The organism is Caballeronia sp. LZ024 (genome assembly GCF_031451455.1).
In the GTDB taxonomy this organism is placed as follows: Bacteria; Pseudomonadota; Gammaproteobacteria; order Burkholderiales; family Burkholderiaceae; genus Caballeronia; species Caballeronia telluris.
The window spans coordinates 2,489,675-2,506,053 of record NZ_JARUXL010000001.1 but is presented as its reverse complement, the minus strand read 5'-3'; the positions used below and the strand labels follow the sequence as shown (position 1 = coordinate 2,506,053).

14 protein-coding genes are annotated in these 16,379 nt (G+C 56.2%); 7 read left to right on the top strand and 7 right to left on the bottom strand.

From position 1 onward, the window contains the following. Positions 1-20 precede the first annotated feature (20 nt). Complete coding sequence (locus QCE48_RS11310) at positions 21-1,367, top strand: hypothetical protein (RefSeq protein ID WP_309787759.1); 1,347 nt, start codon at positions 21-23, stop codon at positions 1,365-1,367. Here the strand turns inward: QCE48_RS11310 and QCE48_RS11305 are convergent. Both QCE48_RS11305 and QCE48_RS11300 read right to left on the bottom strand, forming a co-directional pair. Then, positions 1,351-2,484 carry a GNAT family N-acetyltransferase gene (locus QCE48_RS11305; protein ID WP_309788346.1) on the bottom strand — a complete coding sequence of 378 codons (1,134 nt, stop codon included), beginning with the start codon at positions 2,482-2,484 and terminating at the stop codon, positions 1,351-1,353. The two genes, QCE48_RS11310 and QCE48_RS11305, sit on opposite strands and share 17 nt — an antisense overlap. A gap of 840 nt (positions 2,485-3,324) precedes the next feature. Further along, on the bottom strand, positions 3,325-3,777 hold the full coding sequence (locus QCE48_RS11300) for a helix-turn-helix transcriptional regulator (protein ID WP_309787760.1): 453 nt from the start codon (positions 3,775-3,777) through the stop codon (positions 3,325-3,327). Between the two features lie 182 nt (positions 3,778-3,959). Between QCE48_RS11300 and QCE48_RS11295 the strand changes: the two genes are divergently transcribed. The 6 genes from QCE48_RS11295 to QCE48_RS11270 all read left to right on the top strand — a co-directional run bounded on the left by QCE48_RS11295 (position 3,960) and on the right by QCE48_RS11270 (position 9,547). After that, the gene (locus tag QCE48_RS11295) at positions 3,960-5,621 is read left to right on the top strand and encodes a hypothetical protein (protein WP_309787761.1); all 1,662 of its coding nucleotides are present in this window, start codon (positions 3,960-3,962) and stop codon (positions 5,619-5,621) included. 84 nt (positions 5,622-5,705) lie between these two features. Then, positions 5,706-6,260, top strand: coding sequence for an HAD domain-containing protein (locus tag QCE48_RS31865; protein ID WP_404983211.1), 555 nt, complete (start codon positions 5,706-5,708; stop codon positions 6,258-6,260). Positions 6,261-6,706: 446 nt separating this feature from the next. Next, positions 6,707-7,096, top strand: a complete 390-nt coding sequence (locus QCE48_RS11285) for a hypothetical protein (protein ID WP_309787763.1) — start codon at positions 6,707-6,709, stop codon at positions 7,094-7,096. Then, positions 7,093-7,530 carry a DUF6088 family protein gene (locus tag QCE48_RS11280; protein ID WP_309794137.1) on the top strand — a complete coding sequence of 146 codons (438 nt, stop codon included), beginning with the start codon at positions 7,093-7,095 and terminating at the stop codon, positions 7,528-7,530. Before QCE48_RS11285 ends, QCE48_RS11280 begins: the two co-directional genes overlap by 4 nt. Next, on the top strand, positions 7,505-7,936 hold the full coding sequence (locus QCE48_RS11275) for a hypothetical protein (protein WP_309787764.1): 432 nt from the start codon (positions 7,505-7,507) through the stop codon (positions 7,934-7,936). The genes QCE48_RS11280 and QCE48_RS11275 overlap by 26 nt, the downstream gene beginning before the upstream one ends. Before the next feature lie 351 nt (positions 7,937-8,287). After that, entirely contained in the window at positions 8,288-9,547 is a 1,260-nt protein-coding gene (locus QCE48_RS11270; protein ID WP_309787765.1) for a helix-turn-helix domain-containing protein, read from the top strand. 1,536 nt (positions 9,548-11,083) lie between these two features. Here the strand turns inward: QCE48_RS11270 and QCE48_RS31860 are convergent. The 5 genes from QCE48_RS31860 to QCE48_RS11250 form a co-directional block, all read right to left on the bottom strand. Then, positions 11,084-11,392: a DUF4148 domain-containing protein gene (locus QCE48_RS31860; protein ID WP_409014660.1), complete on the bottom strand. Its 309-nt coding sequence runs from the start codon at positions 11,390-11,392 to the stop codon at positions 11,084-11,086. Positions 11,393-11,983: 591 nt separating this feature from the next. Beyond that, on the bottom strand, positions 11,984-12,388 hold the full coding sequence (locus QCE48_RS11265) for a DUF305 domain-containing protein (RefSeq protein ID WP_309787766.1): 405 nt from the start codon (positions 12,386-12,388) through the stop codon (positions 11,984-11,986). A 130-nt stretch (positions 12,389-12,518) separates the two neighbouring features. Continuing rightward, positions 12,519-13,478: a beta-propeller fold lactonase family protein gene (locus tag QCE48_RS11260; RefSeq protein ID WP_309787767.1), complete on the bottom strand. Its 960-nt coding sequence runs from the start codon at positions 13,476-13,478 to the stop codon at positions 12,519-12,521. After that, the gene (locus QCE48_RS11255) at positions 13,475-14,899 is read right to left on the bottom strand and encodes a heavy metal sensor histidine kinase (protein WP_309787768.1); all 1,425 of its coding nucleotides are present in this window, start codon (positions 14,897-14,899) and stop codon (positions 13,475-13,477) included. The genes QCE48_RS11260 and QCE48_RS11255 overlap by 4 nt, the downstream gene beginning before the upstream one ends. Beyond that, positions 14,896-15,567, bottom strand: a complete 672-nt coding sequence (locus tag QCE48_RS11250) for a heavy metal response regulator transcription factor (protein ID WP_309787769.1) — start codon at positions 15,565-15,567, stop codon at positions 14,896-14,898. Before QCE48_RS11250 ends, QCE48_RS11255 begins: the two co-directional genes overlap by 4 nt. Positions 15,568-16,379: the final 812 nt, after the last annotated feature.

The window sequence follows — 16,379 nt, the reverse complement described above, 5'->3', positions numbered from 1 at the left end:
GAGGAGGTCGGAGAATACCCATGTATCGCGACGCCAAGCTCCGACGCATTGACGCGTTTAATCATTACGCACAATACGTGGCAAGGGAACTGCTTGAGATATACCAGCGACCTGGTTCATTGTCGTACGATTCTGGCATCGATGAAGTCGCTCGCGCGTTGCAGCTACTTTCGTTGTTTTTGAACGAGTTTGGAATCACGTGGAATGAGCTCAACGACAAGAGGCTCGAGTCTTTCCGTGACTGGCTGAATGAGCGCACAAAGAAAGACCCGCGAGTCCGAAACGACTTGTCGTCACAGAGAACATCCAACTACAGGCTTAGAGTTATCTACGCGTTTTGCTGTTGGGCGCAGGAAGAAGCAAGGCTCTGCGAGAACTTGATTGGGAAGGGAAAAGAATACCGGATTCAGAGTGTCATTGTGGAAGCGAAGCGAGCTGGGAAATCGTTTCCCGACAAACGGATGCACCCGAAATGCTTTCCAAGTGTGGGCGAAAATTCTCGCATTTCGGATGACCAATATTGGGCAACAGAAGAAGACGCTGACGCATTGACTACATGGTTTCGGAAGAATCGGGGGCCGGATGTGGCCGAGCGAAATGTGCTATTGATGCGACTGGCGCAGTACACCGGCTGGAGACGAAATGCGCTATTAAGCCTGACGACTGACTTGTTTTCTCTCGAGTGCATCGAAAACGCCGCTGCAAACGGAGAGACAACGCTATTGATTAGGCCGTCGACACAGAAGTCCGGTAACGCGTTTAAAAAGCCGGTCAGCCTCCTTTGGTGTCGAATGGTCAACACTTATATCAACGGTGGTAGGGCGCGAATTATGAAGAGACTACTGCTGACGGGCGCGCAGCAGTGCAGCGCTGTATTTGTGAACGTTTCTGATGGTACTCCGCTCACTCCAGCGCACATCTCAGCAGAGTTTGGCGACGCCTTTCGGGCAGTCGGTGCGCCGCTAGGGGCCGGATTGCACTCCTTCAAGCGCTTGTTTGGCGATAACACTGCTGATGAGGTTATTGCTTCATTCAAGAGCCGTGGTATCGCTCTTACATGGGAGAACTTGGCGGCAACGATGAAGAGCGCGCTCGACCATCGAGGTGACTATTCGTGGGAGTGTTACGTCCGTGCAGTTAAGCGCGTGAAAGGCTCGAGCGTTGAGGCCCGACTGCGCGAGCAGATTACAGATGCGAGTGCGGAGGCGGCCCTCCTCGAGGCGCGGCTGGAGCAACTTGAATCTCAGGCGGTGGAGATGGAGTCGGACCTTAGGAAGCAATTGGAGGCAGCCCAACAGGAAGCTCGTCATTGGAAGGAGACAGCACAGGCCCCAAAAAAGCGCGATAAGACTAAGCTCGGCTCTTAAAAGGCGTGTGTGCCTCAAGCTCGCCAATATGCTCGTCCATTGCTGACGTTTCTTCGTCCAGGAATTCACTGATGGCATGAGCAAACCGGTCGTCCGCAATCCAGTGTGCTGACCAAGTGGGCGTCGGAAGCATGCCGCGCGACATCTTGTGAACACCTTGGGCTCCGCCTTCGAACGCGTCCAGGCCGTTCAAAATGCAGTACTCGATGCCTTGCATATAACAGGTCTCGAAGTGCAGGCCCGAGACGAACTCACGAGTTCCCCAGTACCGACCGTACATGACGTTGTCGCCAATGATGTTGAGCGCACACGCGAGTCGCTCCCCATCCGCTTCTGCGATGACAAGGAACAAACTTTCCGGCGCTGCCTCATGGATGAGACCAAAAAACTCCCGCGTCAGGTACGGCGGGTTCCAGTGCTCACGGTATGTGTTCTCATAGCACGAGTAGAAGAAGTCCAATGCTTCAGCATCAATCTCAGTCCCGCGCAGCCACTGATAGGAGACGCCGGCTTCTGCGACGTGTCGACGGTCCTGTTTTATTTTTTTGCGCTTTTGCTGGTTCATTGTGGCCAAAAACGCGTCGAAGTTCGCGTAGCTGTCGTTTTTCCAGTGAAACTGGACACCTTCTCGTAGCATGTACCCTGCATCAGTCACGGCGGCGACGTCTCGCTCGTCGGAAAAGAGCACATGTATCGAGGACACGTCCATCTGACGTGCCAACTGGATTGCGCCTCGTGCCAATAGCACCCGGTCATCGTGATTGTTTGCAAGCAGGCGTGGCCCTGTCACTGGCGTAAAAGGCACTGCGCTGAGTAGCTTCGGGTAATACCGCAGACCATGCCGCTGGAAGGCGTCCGCCCAACTATGGTCAAACACGTACTCTCCCCTGGAATGAGCCTTCAAATAGAGCGCCATGGCGCCCGCGAGAGAGCCACCACGCATCAACAGGAGGTAATGTGGCTGCCACCCAGTTCGCTTCGAAGCACACTTGGTATCGTGCATCGCGGACAGGTACGCGTGCTGAACGAAAGGGTTTGCGCCAGCGAGGGCATTCCACTCCTTCGCGTCGACGTCTACGAGCGACTCAACTACCTGAATTTCAATTTCGCGAATCACATTGCCTCGTCTAGCTTTGGCGGAGGTGGCGAGCCCGTCGAATGTCGTCAGGACGCAAATGCGTATTTTGCAGCAACTTAAATCACCGTGTTGAGAAGGGAAGGTGAGGGCGCCAAACGAGTTAGACGGCGGCGGTCGGAATTCAGTCACCTTGTGGCGCATGACCTGGCCGCCACGGGTCCGGCCCGGGCAGCGGAGCGCCCAACTTTCAACATGAAGACCACCCTTAGCTTTCTTTTTGCTTTCTAGAACGCGCCGCACCTTTTTTAGGGACACGGCCACGTCGGCTGGCGCAAAGACCGGAGCGCAGGCTTGCAAGAGGCTGCGAGAGCGCCTCTATCGTCCGGTAGGGATTTTTTGTTGCAAACCGCCGGCGCCCCGTCGAACGGGGCTCTACGCGGGTGCTGCTCCATGTGCGGTATCAGCTGGGCTAATACGCCGCGGTAGATTTGTGACGACATCAATCGAATCGCGCGACCGCCAGACCTACCTCGACCTCCCAAGAACTAGCTGACGTCCTTAATCTTTCCGTGCGAACCGTAGTGTTGCGAGCAAAACACCGCCCATGGCTGCTGCCACCGCGTGCCTCGCTTTTCGACAAATGCATGTTGCGGTGGAGGCACGACGTTGTGTCGGCGCGGCTCGTAAAGCAAGGTATTGACCCTCCCTTATTGGCGCTGCGGATTCCCACTGAAGGGGGGCTACCCAGCGTATCGCGCGGGAGAACGCGGACACGCCATAGTTCGAGCCCGAGTTGATTGCCAGGCGCGCTTATGCAGCGACTCGGAAAGCTGGAAGGCCGAAAATGGCGGGCCTGTTCTCCGTGCCGTGGGGACAATCTCACAGAAGGTCGACAGGCTTCACCCGAAGTGCCGCAGCTAGCCGTTCAAGCGTTGATAGCTGGAGGGCCGCTACATTGTCTCCTTGCGCTTCGATTCGCGAAATATGGTTACGGTCCATTCCGATACGCTCACCGAGTTCTTGCTGCGTAATCCCTTCGGCTTCTCGCATCATCTTCACTTTCGCGCCGACTTGGCGACTGCTGACTGGGCCGCCAGGTGGGCGGCGAACAATCGGTCCCGTTGTTGGCGATTCGAGCAGGGCTCGGACATCCACTCCCAGTGCTCGTGCCAGTTCATCCGCGCGCTCAAGATTCATGCGCGACGAGGAGCGCTCGTACCTGCCGATTACTGTTCTGTCGGACCCCATCGCGCTGCCTAGTTGTTCCTGAGTCCAATTGAGGTCCTCGCGAAACCGCCTCAGGTTGCGGATAAAGCGCTCTTGTAACGTCATCGGTCACTTCTAAAATGGAACGGCACCATTCTCCTGCTTCCAATCTAGCTGTCTACGACTGCTGCGTTGGAGACAATCGCGTTGGAGGCGTTTACATATACAACGCAGCCGTCTACACTTACTCGTACACGCCATCCGTTTTAGCATCGACGTAAAGCGATATTTCCTTTCTGGGGTCCCGAGTGCCAGTACCGAAATATGGGGACAGCCTTTTTAGGCTGTTTCGAGACACGCCCTTTCCTAGGATTAAGCTGCTCGCCGGCGGAAACGCGGATGAGCGGAGTCACGCTTTGACCTGCGTAAGTGACTGCGACGTCCTCGTTGTCGCCGGAGGGCTCGGCGACATTGTTTCGAGCGTGGAAGCTTTGTCTAAAAGCGGACTTCCCGTCGTGTACGTTCCCGGAATTGAAGAGTGCCGCGGAAGAGAGATTACTTCGGTCGCGGCGGCAGGCCGAGAGGCAGCTGCGGACACCCTCGTCAACGTGCTGGAGCGCGACCAAGTCGTTTTAGATGGCGTCCGTTTTCTGGGAGCGCCGCTATGGACATCGCCCGAGGACTCGCGCCTCGATATCGTAGGTTGGTTCGCGAAGACAGCGACCGACTTGAAACCAATTGGATGCGCCGATTGGTGGAGGGAAGCGAGCAATGCAGCCGACGCGTCCGCCATCTGCGCCGCAAATGAATGGGCAATGCCTGACTTCTCCACCGCAGAAGGGCATGTTGAGATGCATCCAGCCGTCGCTATGGTCGAGCATCGGCGAACCCTCAAGTGGCTGGCCGACAGGCTGGCCTACAAGTTTGACGGTCCGACAATAATCGTCTCTTACTTTGAACCGCGGGCAGTCGAAGGCGTCCACACTGATGCATCGTTGCGTCCCAGTCGTAGCCGACTGCTACTGCGCGAAAATCAGGAATCGGTCGACCTTTGGCTTTACGGCCACGCTCGTGTGCAAGAGGACGTCGTCATCGAAAGTGTTCGCGTCTTCGGTGGGCATACGGAACCGGACTTTGACATCGGCGATTTCATGGCCGGCAAGTTAGCCGAAGTCGCGGCGAAGAGAGCGAGGCGGGGCAAGGTGGACATGCCTCCGCGGGAGCCACTTCAAAGCCCGACTGTGGAAATCGAGACAGGACTTTTGCATCCGCTGTCCCGTGCCTCTAGTCGCCTTCTCGCGCAAATGAAGGCGGTTGAAAAGAGTGTCAGCACGATTGTGCCGCATACCATGGGACGGAGTCCGACGCTCCGCCAGTGCGTGCGGCGCACTATTCACGCCGAAATGCAGCTATTCAAGCGTGCGGGTCACGAGGCATGGCAAATCGAACGGGAACTCTACCCGCCGAGCAACAACGTCGAGGCTGCGCTCATGCACGCTCGGACCGACTATGACCCGCCTCACGGCTACCCGTCGCAAGAATCAAAGGAGAGCGCCTTCGATTATTACCGCATGCTCGACGAGATGAACAAGCATATCGACTGGCTGAGCGAGTTACCGAGTCGTGCTCATGGACGGCTTCAGCGGTGGGCGCGCGGAGCATATGACATCCTGCAGGAGCTTCACTCGCGAGATATCGAAGCTAGAGCGGTTGCGCCATCGCCACATGCTTTGCGCCTGGAAAGGCTTGCCCGTCGTCTTGAGGTAAAGGTCAAAGCAAAAGACTTTGATTTCGAAACCATCAGGACAGAGGCCAGGAAGGCGCTCGCATTCGACGGTGATTGGAGCTTCGCCCTTTATGTGTCAAGCACAGAAAGCTTCGAGGGCTCGTCGGGCCGACTGCTCTCGCTTGCGGAGTTAAAGGGCATCGTTACGGCGGTCAACTCGCTGGCGCCCTCGTGCTCGCAGTGAGAGAAGAATTGGCCGTGCATATGTTTCGCTCCGATTCTCCGGAATATCCCAGCATCTTGAACGTATCGAGTATTCCCCACGACCATGCGCGAAACAAACCGAGTGGTGCCCGACGTGACAAAGCAAGTCAGAAATCTGAGGGTCGATGCGCCAACGCTGTACCTAAACTTCGGGGGAGTGCTGAACGTTGGGCACGGGCTCGTCGGCGACGACGGGGTAGTCACCTTGGATTCGGGACGAGAGCTGTTCGAGCATGCGCCGATTCTTATCAACTTCTTGACGTCGCAGCCAATGGTTCAAATTGTTCTCACAACTTCTTGGCTCCAAACGCTAGGTGCAGAAAGAACAACTGAGCTACTGCCCGACGAATTACGTCGACGCGTTGTGGGAACCACGCGAGAAACGCCACCGCGACTGGCAGAACTGCGCGATGGCTCCGCTAAGGCGTGGGTGCCCATCCATCATGCTCGAAAGCACGCAATTCGACTGTGGCTCGCGCTGGACGATGAAGCTTGGGGCGTTCCGTCAGGTTTTGAGCATCATTTCCTACGAACATCGTCAGAAACAGGACTCGGTGCTCTCGATGTGCAAAGGAAGCTTCAGCTTTGGCTCGCCGCAACAGGCATTGGCACTGATTGAACATCTACTCACATGACGCAGCAACTGATTGAAATTTTTGATTGGCGCATCTTGCGGATATGCGCGGGAACTTGTCACTTTGTCGGATGCCGGGCGACACACGGGCGAGGGCGTGTCAGTTCCGAGATTAAGTCATTTGACCGCGAGGTCTTACAGGGCACCACACGCTCTGGAAATCGCTACAAGCTCGAAGGACCGAGCAAAAGCTCAGTCGCTGCGGATGCGGTTTGGCGGCAGTAATGTATGAAGAGCGGTGTTGAGAGTTGGACCGACGTTACATGCGAATGGCTCTCCTGTGCAGTGCGGGAGACCGAAGAACCGCCGACGCACGACGCCCGTGCACACTCCGACCGCAACCCGCAACAATGAACGCACAAGCGGGCCCCAATGCTGACGCGGCGGGCGACGCCACGGAAAAACGTTCGCCAGCGCTAACGGAGGGATGCATGACGGAAACTCGACAGCGGTCTCTTGACAGCATTCGGCCTCGTATTCCTGGATGCAAGGACCTACTGCGCGACGCCAAAAATGAGTCGCTCTCCCTGCATACGCGTTATCGATTGGCGCTCGAGTGCATGTATCTTTGCTGTGTCGAGGTTGTAGAGTCCGAAGGCGTGCCGGTCGATGAAATTGCGCACTCCAGACTTAAAATTCTTGATGTAGCCCTTCCGGCGCTAAAACTACCCGGCAAAGACAGCGTAACTGTCGACGTGCTGCTTTATTGGTCACAACGTAGTTCACCGTTCGTGCCGGCAGTTTCGGTGACCGATGTCTGCGAGTTGGCGGAACGCATTTACGACGCGATGCTCTGTCGCATCGGGTTTGATAACGGATGAGCACGGGGAAGAGGAAAAAGGCCCGACTCAAAGACCGAGTAATGCGTTCGATTCACCGTCGCGTAGGGGTCGTGGTTCTTCGGTCGGACCTGACCAAGCTAGGTGGCCGCTCGGAGCTCACGCGGGTCCTTGCCGCGCTCGTAGCCACAAGGAAACTTGTACGAATCAGCCACGGCGTGTACGCAAAGACGAAGATGAATAAATTCACTGGGACGCTCATGCCTGCTGCCACTTTTGAGTCAATCGCTGCCGAAGCTTTCGACAGACTCGGGATTGCGGTCGGTCCCGGAATGCTAGCTGAAGAATACAACTCCGGCCGGTCTACCCAAATACCTATCATGCCAGTCGTGACCACGGGGCGACGCCGTATCACCAGGAAAATACAGGTTGGGAGCAAGCGAGTTATCTATGAGCGAACCAGAGGAACGAACTAGCGCGCTGCCGTTTTCCGAGAAGCCGGGCGTGAGCTTGCAGACTGACGTCACTCTTTATTTGGGCGATTGCACCGGCGAGAGCCTATTCATTGCCTGCGAGGGAACAACCATTGAATCGGGCGGTTCGACGTGGCAACGGGCTCTTGATGCACTTACTCAACCGTCACCTCCCGGGCCTTACCCTGTTACGAATCGCTTTACGATTTTTGTCCACGAAACGCTTCCGGATGTAACCGACGATACGCATGTGCTGGCCGCGTATCGCGTCGATGTCATGTGCGAACAGAGCGTGGCGCACGCTTATGTTCACAGCACGGGTTCGCGCGCTGATTTTGACCCCGTCCGCTTCCGCATTGGCGACGACGTTGTTGAGATAGCGCGTGCGATTTTCCGGGCCGGGTCATGAGAATCTTCAATATAGAAGTGGAGGAGAGACACTCAATGAAGGTAAGAGACATGATTAGTCACTTGCGCAGGGCGGACCCGGATGCCACGGTGATGCTTCTCTCCGACGATGCGCTCGAAGAAGAAGCTCAAGCAGTCTGCTCCGTTCGTTCGGGCGAGACGACGTGGACATACGAGCGGGGCTTAAGTAAGGGCCGGCCGTACGAAACTCTGCATCCCGGAGAACCTCATAGTACCCTCCGATACGACTGCGAGAACGTGATTTACCAAAACGTCTCTGTGATTTTTCTTTCGGCGTAGCAACGCCATGTCACGTCAGTCTTCCTTGCAGGAGCGCGGCTGGAGCATCGCAATGCGACGCATTGACGCGGAATTCGACATCCCGCAGTTTCTGGCGTCCTCTCTTGTACGCACAATCGCTGCGAGCAACTTTCGCGTGCCGGAAAGCAAGCGCGAAAAGTTTCAGAAGTTGCCGGACGATGTGATTGCTCGCGTGGAAGCAATTGTGCGCCACGCTTACTTGGAAGTAGGCGTGGCTGTCGGCGGCGACGCCCTGCGCGGGTATCTTCGGCAGCAAGCTTTCGCCGCTCGCCGCGAGATGATTGCAAATGCAGAACTCATTCCCGAATCCGATTTCCGCGAACGCCTTGGCATAACAAAACGGAGTTTGGAAAAAATCGTAGCAGACGGGAGCGTCTTCGCAATGGAAGTCGACGAGACGCAGTATTTCCCTTCACAGCTGGTAGACCCATCACGCAATCAAAAGCGATTGCAGGCAATCTGCCGAATCATCGCGCCCGCGCCGGCGACTAGCCGCCTCGACTTTTTGACGTCGCCACGCGGTAGCCTTGGTGACCAAATTCCTCTTGAAATGCTAGACGATGACATTGATTTCAAGCGTCTGCAAACGGTGGCTGCCGCATGGGCGGCGGAGTGGTCCCGCACGACCGTGACGATGTACGAGGGCGAACACGACCGTGAGCCGAAGGAGCTTCAACCGCTGTACACGGCGGCGGCGGAGATTGACCCCCGGCGGCCATTGTGGGAGCGCGCTTCGGAAGCGCTTTATACACATGGGTACGAGTGGCCGCTCGGCCCATATCGGAATGTGCGGGAATTTACCCTGTTCGTTGAACGTCAGACGGCCGGTCAACCGTCGGCAATTTCAGAAGCCCGTGTGAATATTGCCGTGGATGGGGAGGTCATTCGGATTCGTATTGCCGCGGCGTCTGGGACGACGCTCGGGTCGAAGGCGTTCGATGCTGGCAAGAACATGAACCTGATTAGCCTAGCGAAGCGAGTTATCGCGAATCTGAAAGCGAGCGCTATTCGGCTCGCGGATATTCCACAAAACGTGCGGTCACCGTCGCATGAGGGCGCAGCGGCGACTGACGAAGTCATGTCGACGAAGGAGGCGGCTGTGATTCTCTGTGTGTCGCGGCAGCACGTCGTGAAACTTATCAATGACAGATTGCTGCCATTGCATCACCGTGTCGGCAAAGCCCGGTTCGTTCGGACAGTCGACGTGCTCGCGTACAAGGAGAAGAAACTCGTCGAGGCTACGGTATGGCTTGCGAACCAGGCCGAAGACAAGGGACTACCAGGTCAATGACGACACCGTCGCGCTCGTGGGAAATCCGATTGGACGCAAAGGATGGTTAGAGCGCCAAGAAATAGACCGGCTTATGGAAAGGCTGGATGCACCACTTCGGCTGGTAGCAAACAAAGAAAGTCGTCGCGCACTTTCCGCGAAGAATCGACGGCATACGATGCACGGATTGTTCGCTCGGAAGCGTTGCGTACCATGGGAACAGAGGCACGTGATTATTCGATGCGTTGACTAAGAGGAAGCGAATGCTGAGAGCTATTATGGAACAATGGCCCAGTGGGGCGAACCGGAACGGCGTGTAATCGCGACCGCTAATATCGCGCGCCTAAGACGCGGCACGCTTGTCGATTACGAACTGGAACTCAGGAAGACCTGTGTTGCGAAGTGGGCAAATTTCCGACGCTTTGCAGCTACCCTCGATGGTCTCGGTCGATATGGCATTTGATGGCACGGAGCATCGTTGTCGCGCTCAACAGCGACGTTGAACAGCTGCCGGCAAAATCGACGCTTCCCGAAGTGCCCGTGCACGAAAGCGGTCGCCTGCAATACGTGCGCATTGGAGGACGCCCCGTCGGGCTAAAATCCGCGGCCTTCCGCGCTGCGCGACCTCACTCAATTTGCCTCATAGGGTGTTGAATCGAAGATGCCGCACGCGTCGACAGCTTCAATCAGCTAGGAGGTCGAACTCGGCCGCCTGGTCACTGCTGGCGGCTCGCGAGCAACGTGTTGAACGCGAACCGCTCATAGCCAAATGTTGCGCCAACTCCTGCTTTTGGGCAAACGGGGGAACCGCAAACGGCCCCCGGGAATTGGTCAAGGCGCTGCACCCGGTCCGAGGGAGCCGTCTTCGGACGCTATCAAATGAGGTCGGTCACGCTGCTGTGGCGCGAAATCGTTTCTTCGAGGTGTTTATTTCGTTGCACAGTTCACAGAGACCGACGTCGTAGTAGAAAGGGCGCGACGGTCCGGCATACCTCGAATTAAAAGCAGGCAATGAATATCGGTGCGGGTCATGTTGGAGCTAAACTTGAGGCGGTACATTTGCTCGGCTGTTTGCACTGGTTGGTCGGGGGTATTTACTCGCAGAATCGGAACTTCTGCACTCCCGGGAAGTCGTAGCCTCGATGCCGCCTAACTCGTCTTGAACTTTCCGACTAATGAATCGCCGTCCAAATCTCGCCGCGCGACTGGCAGCCGGAATTGCCAGTAGCGAATTTCGCAGACTTCTCGCTGCGAAGCTCGACATGTCGCTAAAACGTTCGAAGTTGTCATCGAACAAGATAGCCGCCTTGCTCCATGTGCAGGAGAGTGAAGTAGCTCTTTGGCGTGCCGGTGCGACTGTTCCAAATAGCGCTCAGTGCCAGCGTTTGGCCTTGATTCTCGGCGTCGACGTTGCTTGGCTATCTGGAGGCGGCAGCGCTCCGCACGACGATTGAGATTAAAAAATGCTCATCGTCGAGGTGAAGGCCGACGCTCCGCCTTTTGCGCTGAGCTATCCCTGCGGGTTGCCGGTGGGTCGTACCCATCGGTCAATCGAGGCTATTCGCACGGGTGAGTCTCGTGCCAACGTTGGCTGGCTGCATAGCGTGCCTTATTACGCCGGATACTTTGCTCCGTCGGAGGCCAGTCTTGTCTCCCCGAAGGAGCTAAGCCCTGCCTTCGCGCCTCGTAAAGCTCTGCCATCACCTGCGCGCGGGTCCTCGCAACCCCGGGCTCGTTGCTATTTGCGCCAAGCGCGCTCGATGACACGCTGTCTGTCGTAGCAACGGGCGGCCGACAGGGGGCGTATTGAGCATTGGCTACGGACGTCGTCACGGCAAGCACGACGGCAACGATTGACTTTTTCATGTCTGACTCCGCGATTTCAACCATTCACGCCATTCACGGCGTCTCCCCCCGTCCGAACAGCTATAGTAGGTCAATGTACAGGCAGGTCGGCGCTCGTCTCGCCGGCAGCCTTGCGTCGGTGGGGACGATTCGCGCCCAGCGGTGATTCTGATGACGATTGGCGTATGTACAGTTATGGTCGCCGTCAGCGAAGGCAACATTAAACCAATGGGTCGCAGGGGTGCGGCAACGCCAATGAACAACGTTATACGGGGCTCCCTTGCGTGCCAGCGCCCTTATCAGCGCATTGAAACATTGTGGAACGTGCGGCATGTACGTGACGTGGCCCTTAGATGAACTTTTGGTCATCTTTTTGTCCAAGCCGAGGAAAAAACTAGGAGACAGGGGCTAGCCAACATGTCCGCGAAGCAGACGCTTTAGGCATGCGATGTCGAGTCTCGCTCAGCACCGCCGAGAGCGATACGAAAGGTAGAGGACTCAGACGTCCCTCTGAGCTCGGTATGGGACGGCGAGCACACGAGCACGCTAACCGTCCAACAAGCTGAATGTCGCTACGACATCGTTGGCCGAAAGCGATGTCTTCATTGGCTTCTATTTCACACCGCGCTTTTCTTGCCACTTTTTCATCTCGACGATTTCTTTCTTCTGCTCGGCGACGATGTTTTCCGCCATCTTGCGGGCCTGCGGGTCTTTCCCGTACTTCAGTTCGATTTTCGCCATTTCGATTGCACCTTGGTGGTGTGGAATCATTCCGGCGATAAAGTCTTTGTCGGCATCGCCCGTTAACGGCACGTCCATGTGCTGCATCATGTCGGAGCGGCCCTGCATGAACGCCTGGGAAGAGGGGTTCTTGCCGGAAGGCGACTCCTTGCCCATTTTCATGCCGGGCATAGGCGAGCTTGCAGGTTGTTGCGCGAATGCTGCGTTGGTGAGCGATGCGGATACAACTCCCGCCGCGATTGCGGCGCACATTTTGGAACTCAACTTTTTGCTCATACCATCCTTCCTGTTTCGCGTCCTTGGTCAAATCGCAAAAAAAATGCTGCAAAAACTGCGTCCGCGGTAGGGACGGCGACCGCAGTGATAATTTTTTCGCGCAATCTCCATGGCTTCGCGAGTTGCAGGTTTAGCTCAATGGTGCTCGGTCCGGAAAATAAATGCCGTGAGGAGACTTGCCAACGTGAATTGTGCTGAGCAGCTTCATCGCTTGGAGGTCAATCACTCCCACATATCTAGTGAATCGGAATGTCACCCAAAGAAACCGCTTGTCGGGCGTCAGTTCCATGTCATCTGGGCCAGGAAGCAAGCCGGTGATTGTGTTGACTACGCTGAGCGTCTGAAGGTCGATAACGCTAATTGTGTTACCCACCCGATTGCTTACCAGAACGCGCCGACCGTCCGCAAGTGAGCGGAAATTGTGGGCGCCGCGGTCAGTATGAATGGTTTTGACGACCGTCTGTGTTCGCCAGTCGACCACGGAAACGTAATCAGCGCCCGTCATGCCGATGAGCAAATATTTCTCGTCGGGTGTGAAGAAAAGTCCCGCGGGCGCCTTGCCAACCTTCATTTTCCACTTGACGGTTTGTGTCGCAAGGTCGATTGCGGCGAGCTCCCCGGACGTCTGCAAAGTGATGAAGACCGTCTTGTTGTCCCGTGTGAAAGCCATATGGCTAGGCGTTTCCGCGAGCGGTACTCGTTTGGCGAGAGCGAAATTAGTACCATCGTATCGGTAGATATCGATTCGATTGAGCCGTAACCCGTTGGTGACAAACCACTTCGTATCGAACGAGAAACCCAACTGGTAGGGGTCTTCGATGCCGTCAATCCAACGCTGAACCTTGCCAGTCCTCGGCTCGAGCAGGACCAGACTATTACTCACCGAGTTTGCGACGATGAGAGACTTATTGTCCGGTGTGGCCATCAGATGATGCGGTTCCTTACCGACCGGAATGGTGTTTAACACCGTCTGAGTAGACATGTCGACAAAGCTCACGCTCGCGTCGGCGGAGTTCAGTACGGTGACGAGCTCGGCATGGGCAGCGGTTGAGGCTAGTAAAAATCCGTACAAGGCGGGGAAAAATCTCATATGGTGGACTCCTCCAGCGACGGGCTGGCCACGCACTTGGGGAACGTCAGGGTGAAGGTCGTGCGTCCATTGCCACTCTCTACCTCAACATGGCCGCGATGCAGTTCCATGATGGACTTCACAATGGCAAGCCCTAGTCCGGAGTTCTTCCCCGAATCGTGCCTGGCCGGGTCGATGCGATAAAAGCGGTCAAAAATATTGCCGAGATGCACCGGAGGGATGACCTTGCCCGAGTTGGTTACTGAAATGCTCATACCGTTCGGCAACTCGACCGCCTTCAGAATTATGGTCGAACTCGGTGCCGCGTGGTCTAAGGCGTTACTGACAAGATTACTCACTGCACGTCTGAACATGGTCGTATCCGCTTTGACGGCGCCGTCCCCTTCGATAACAAGGTTGTGTCCGCTTTCATCAGCAAGGCCTTGAAAGTATGATGCGAGGCGTCGCAGTTCTGAGCCAATGTCTAACGATGACACTCTTAGCCCTTGCCTTGCATTGTCCGTCCGAGCAAGAAACAGCATATTTTCAATCATGCGCTGAAGGCGTTCACATTCCTCGATATTCGAATCAATAAGCGTTTCGTATTCTTCAACGCTTCTGGTCTTGGATAACGTAATCTGGGATGAACTGATTACGTTTGCCAGCGGCGTACGCATGTCATGGGCGAGGTCCGAGGAAAACTGTGATAAGCGGACGAACGCGCGTTCAAGGCGGTCTAGCATTCGATTTACAGAGACTGCTATGTCATTCAGCTCGACAGGACCGCGGCCGATATTGAGCCGTTCGCTCAAGTTGTCTGCCTCAATGCGGGATGCTTGACGACCTATGCTTTTAACCGGCGTCAGACCGCGCCTCGCGACGAGATAGCCCAAAAGGCCGACTAGAGTCGAACCAACTGCCGCGGCGCCCCAGACGTCGAGACGGTAGCTGCCCAGCAGCGACTCTCTGTCGGCTGCCGTGCGCGCGAGAAGTATGCGAACGGGCTCGCCTGAAGGCAAGGTTTGATTGGCGAAGACGCACCTAGCCGACCCGATTAGGCCGGCCGCGCATGTGTACGGAATTCGTTCAGCCCGGCTTGCGTCGTACAGGGATGGAAGATGCATGCTGAGGGCCTCAGAATGCTGCGCTACAACGGTCCCTGCTTTGTCTAGCACGGCCAGATACACACCTGGGTGTGATAGCAATATTTCGTGAAACACTACTTGCGCCGAACGGACCCCTGCCACCGTTCCGGCGTCGTGGGTTAGCTGGAGAAATTGGCTAAGTTTTCCATCAATCTCGATGTCGTCACGCCTTTGAAGTTCGGCGGAAAGCGAGGTATAGAGGAAGGCGCCCATCAGCGCGAATACCATCGCCGCGACCAGGAGAAAGGCGAAGGCGAGGCGACCGGACAGTGAGTAGTGCCGGGCATGCTCGCTCATGTCCGGTCCTCCAGGACATAGCCCATGCCGCGCACCGTGTGGAGCAGCTTACGTTCAAAGGATGCGTCGATTTTGGAGCGCAGCCGCTTTACCGCGACGTCGACTACATTTGTGTCGCTGTCGAAGTTCATATCCCATAACTGCGACGTGATGAAGGTGCGGGTTAGCACCTCTCCCTGGCGTTCTGCAAAAAGTTGAAGAAGCGCGAACTCCTGGGCGGTCAAATCGATGCGAACGTTTCCGCGCCGCGCCCGCCGCTTGAAAAGTTCAAGCTCGAGGTCAGCGATGTTGATGACGTCGCGCGCCCCACGCGGCGAGCGTCGGAGCAGCGATTTGATGCGTGCCAAGAATTCAGCGTACGCAAACGGCTTCGACAGGTAGTCGTCGGCACCTAACTCAAGTCCCTTTACCTTGTCCTCGACGGTGTCCCGGGCGGTTAGGAGAAGAACCGGTGTCGACTTCTGCTGGCGCAATCGGCGCAGCACCTCAAATCCGTCTAATTGGGGAAGCATTACATCTAAGACGACGATATCGAAGTCCTCATGCAATGCGAGGAAGAGTCCGTCCTTGCCATTGGTGGCGACGTCGACATTAAAGCTCGCCTCTGTCAGACCCTTGTGCAGGTACGACGTCATTTTTTGTTCGTCTTCAATGAGAAGTATGCGCATACCGAGCCTTACAATCGTCCTTACGATGGTGAGATTAACAATTGCCGCCATTCAATGAGATGGCGAAGAAATGACATTTTGGTCATTTTCACCGCTTCGATGACAAAGCAGTAATGTTCACGCCACGGTGGCGTCACCGTCGCGTCGGTATCGTTCCGTCAAATACCTCTTCAAACCTTACAACGGGTATAAACCCGCATGCTAGACTCTGGCCCCATGATTAACTGGCGAAGTCTTCTCACTGTCGTTCTGCTGATGCTGAGCTTGTCGGCTCCGGCGTTCGCAAGCGCCCCGTTGGACTGCGAACTTGCGCAGGCCGGCGGAGAAGGTTCGTCCGTCAATCATCGCCACCTTCACCACATGTTCCATACATCGACGAATTCCGTCGTGTCGATGGATGCCGCCCGATACAATCACGACTCGCACGAAGCCTCCCACAGTCACGGCAGTGAACATTGCAGTTCCTGCGCGTCGTGTTGCTTCGGGAGCGCGTTGCCGCCTGTTGCGGTCGTTGCAACGCTCATCGAACTAGCCCATCCCGTGGCTCCTACACCACCGCCCATCCGTGCAGCCTGTTTTTTGACGGGTGGCATCGAACGGCCCCCTCGCACTCTCCTCGCTTAAGTCGAGCCGTCTCGCCCGTGGCGTGACGCACCATTGTTCTGGCCGCAGTTTTTGCGGACAGCTGACTTACGTCGAGAAAACCCTCATGCGAATTATTTTAGCGGCGCTGCTCACTGCAGCTGCGGCGATGCCTTCGTTCGCGAGCGAGGCGCCGTCTCTCCCCGAGCCGACTGACGCCGCCGCATCGG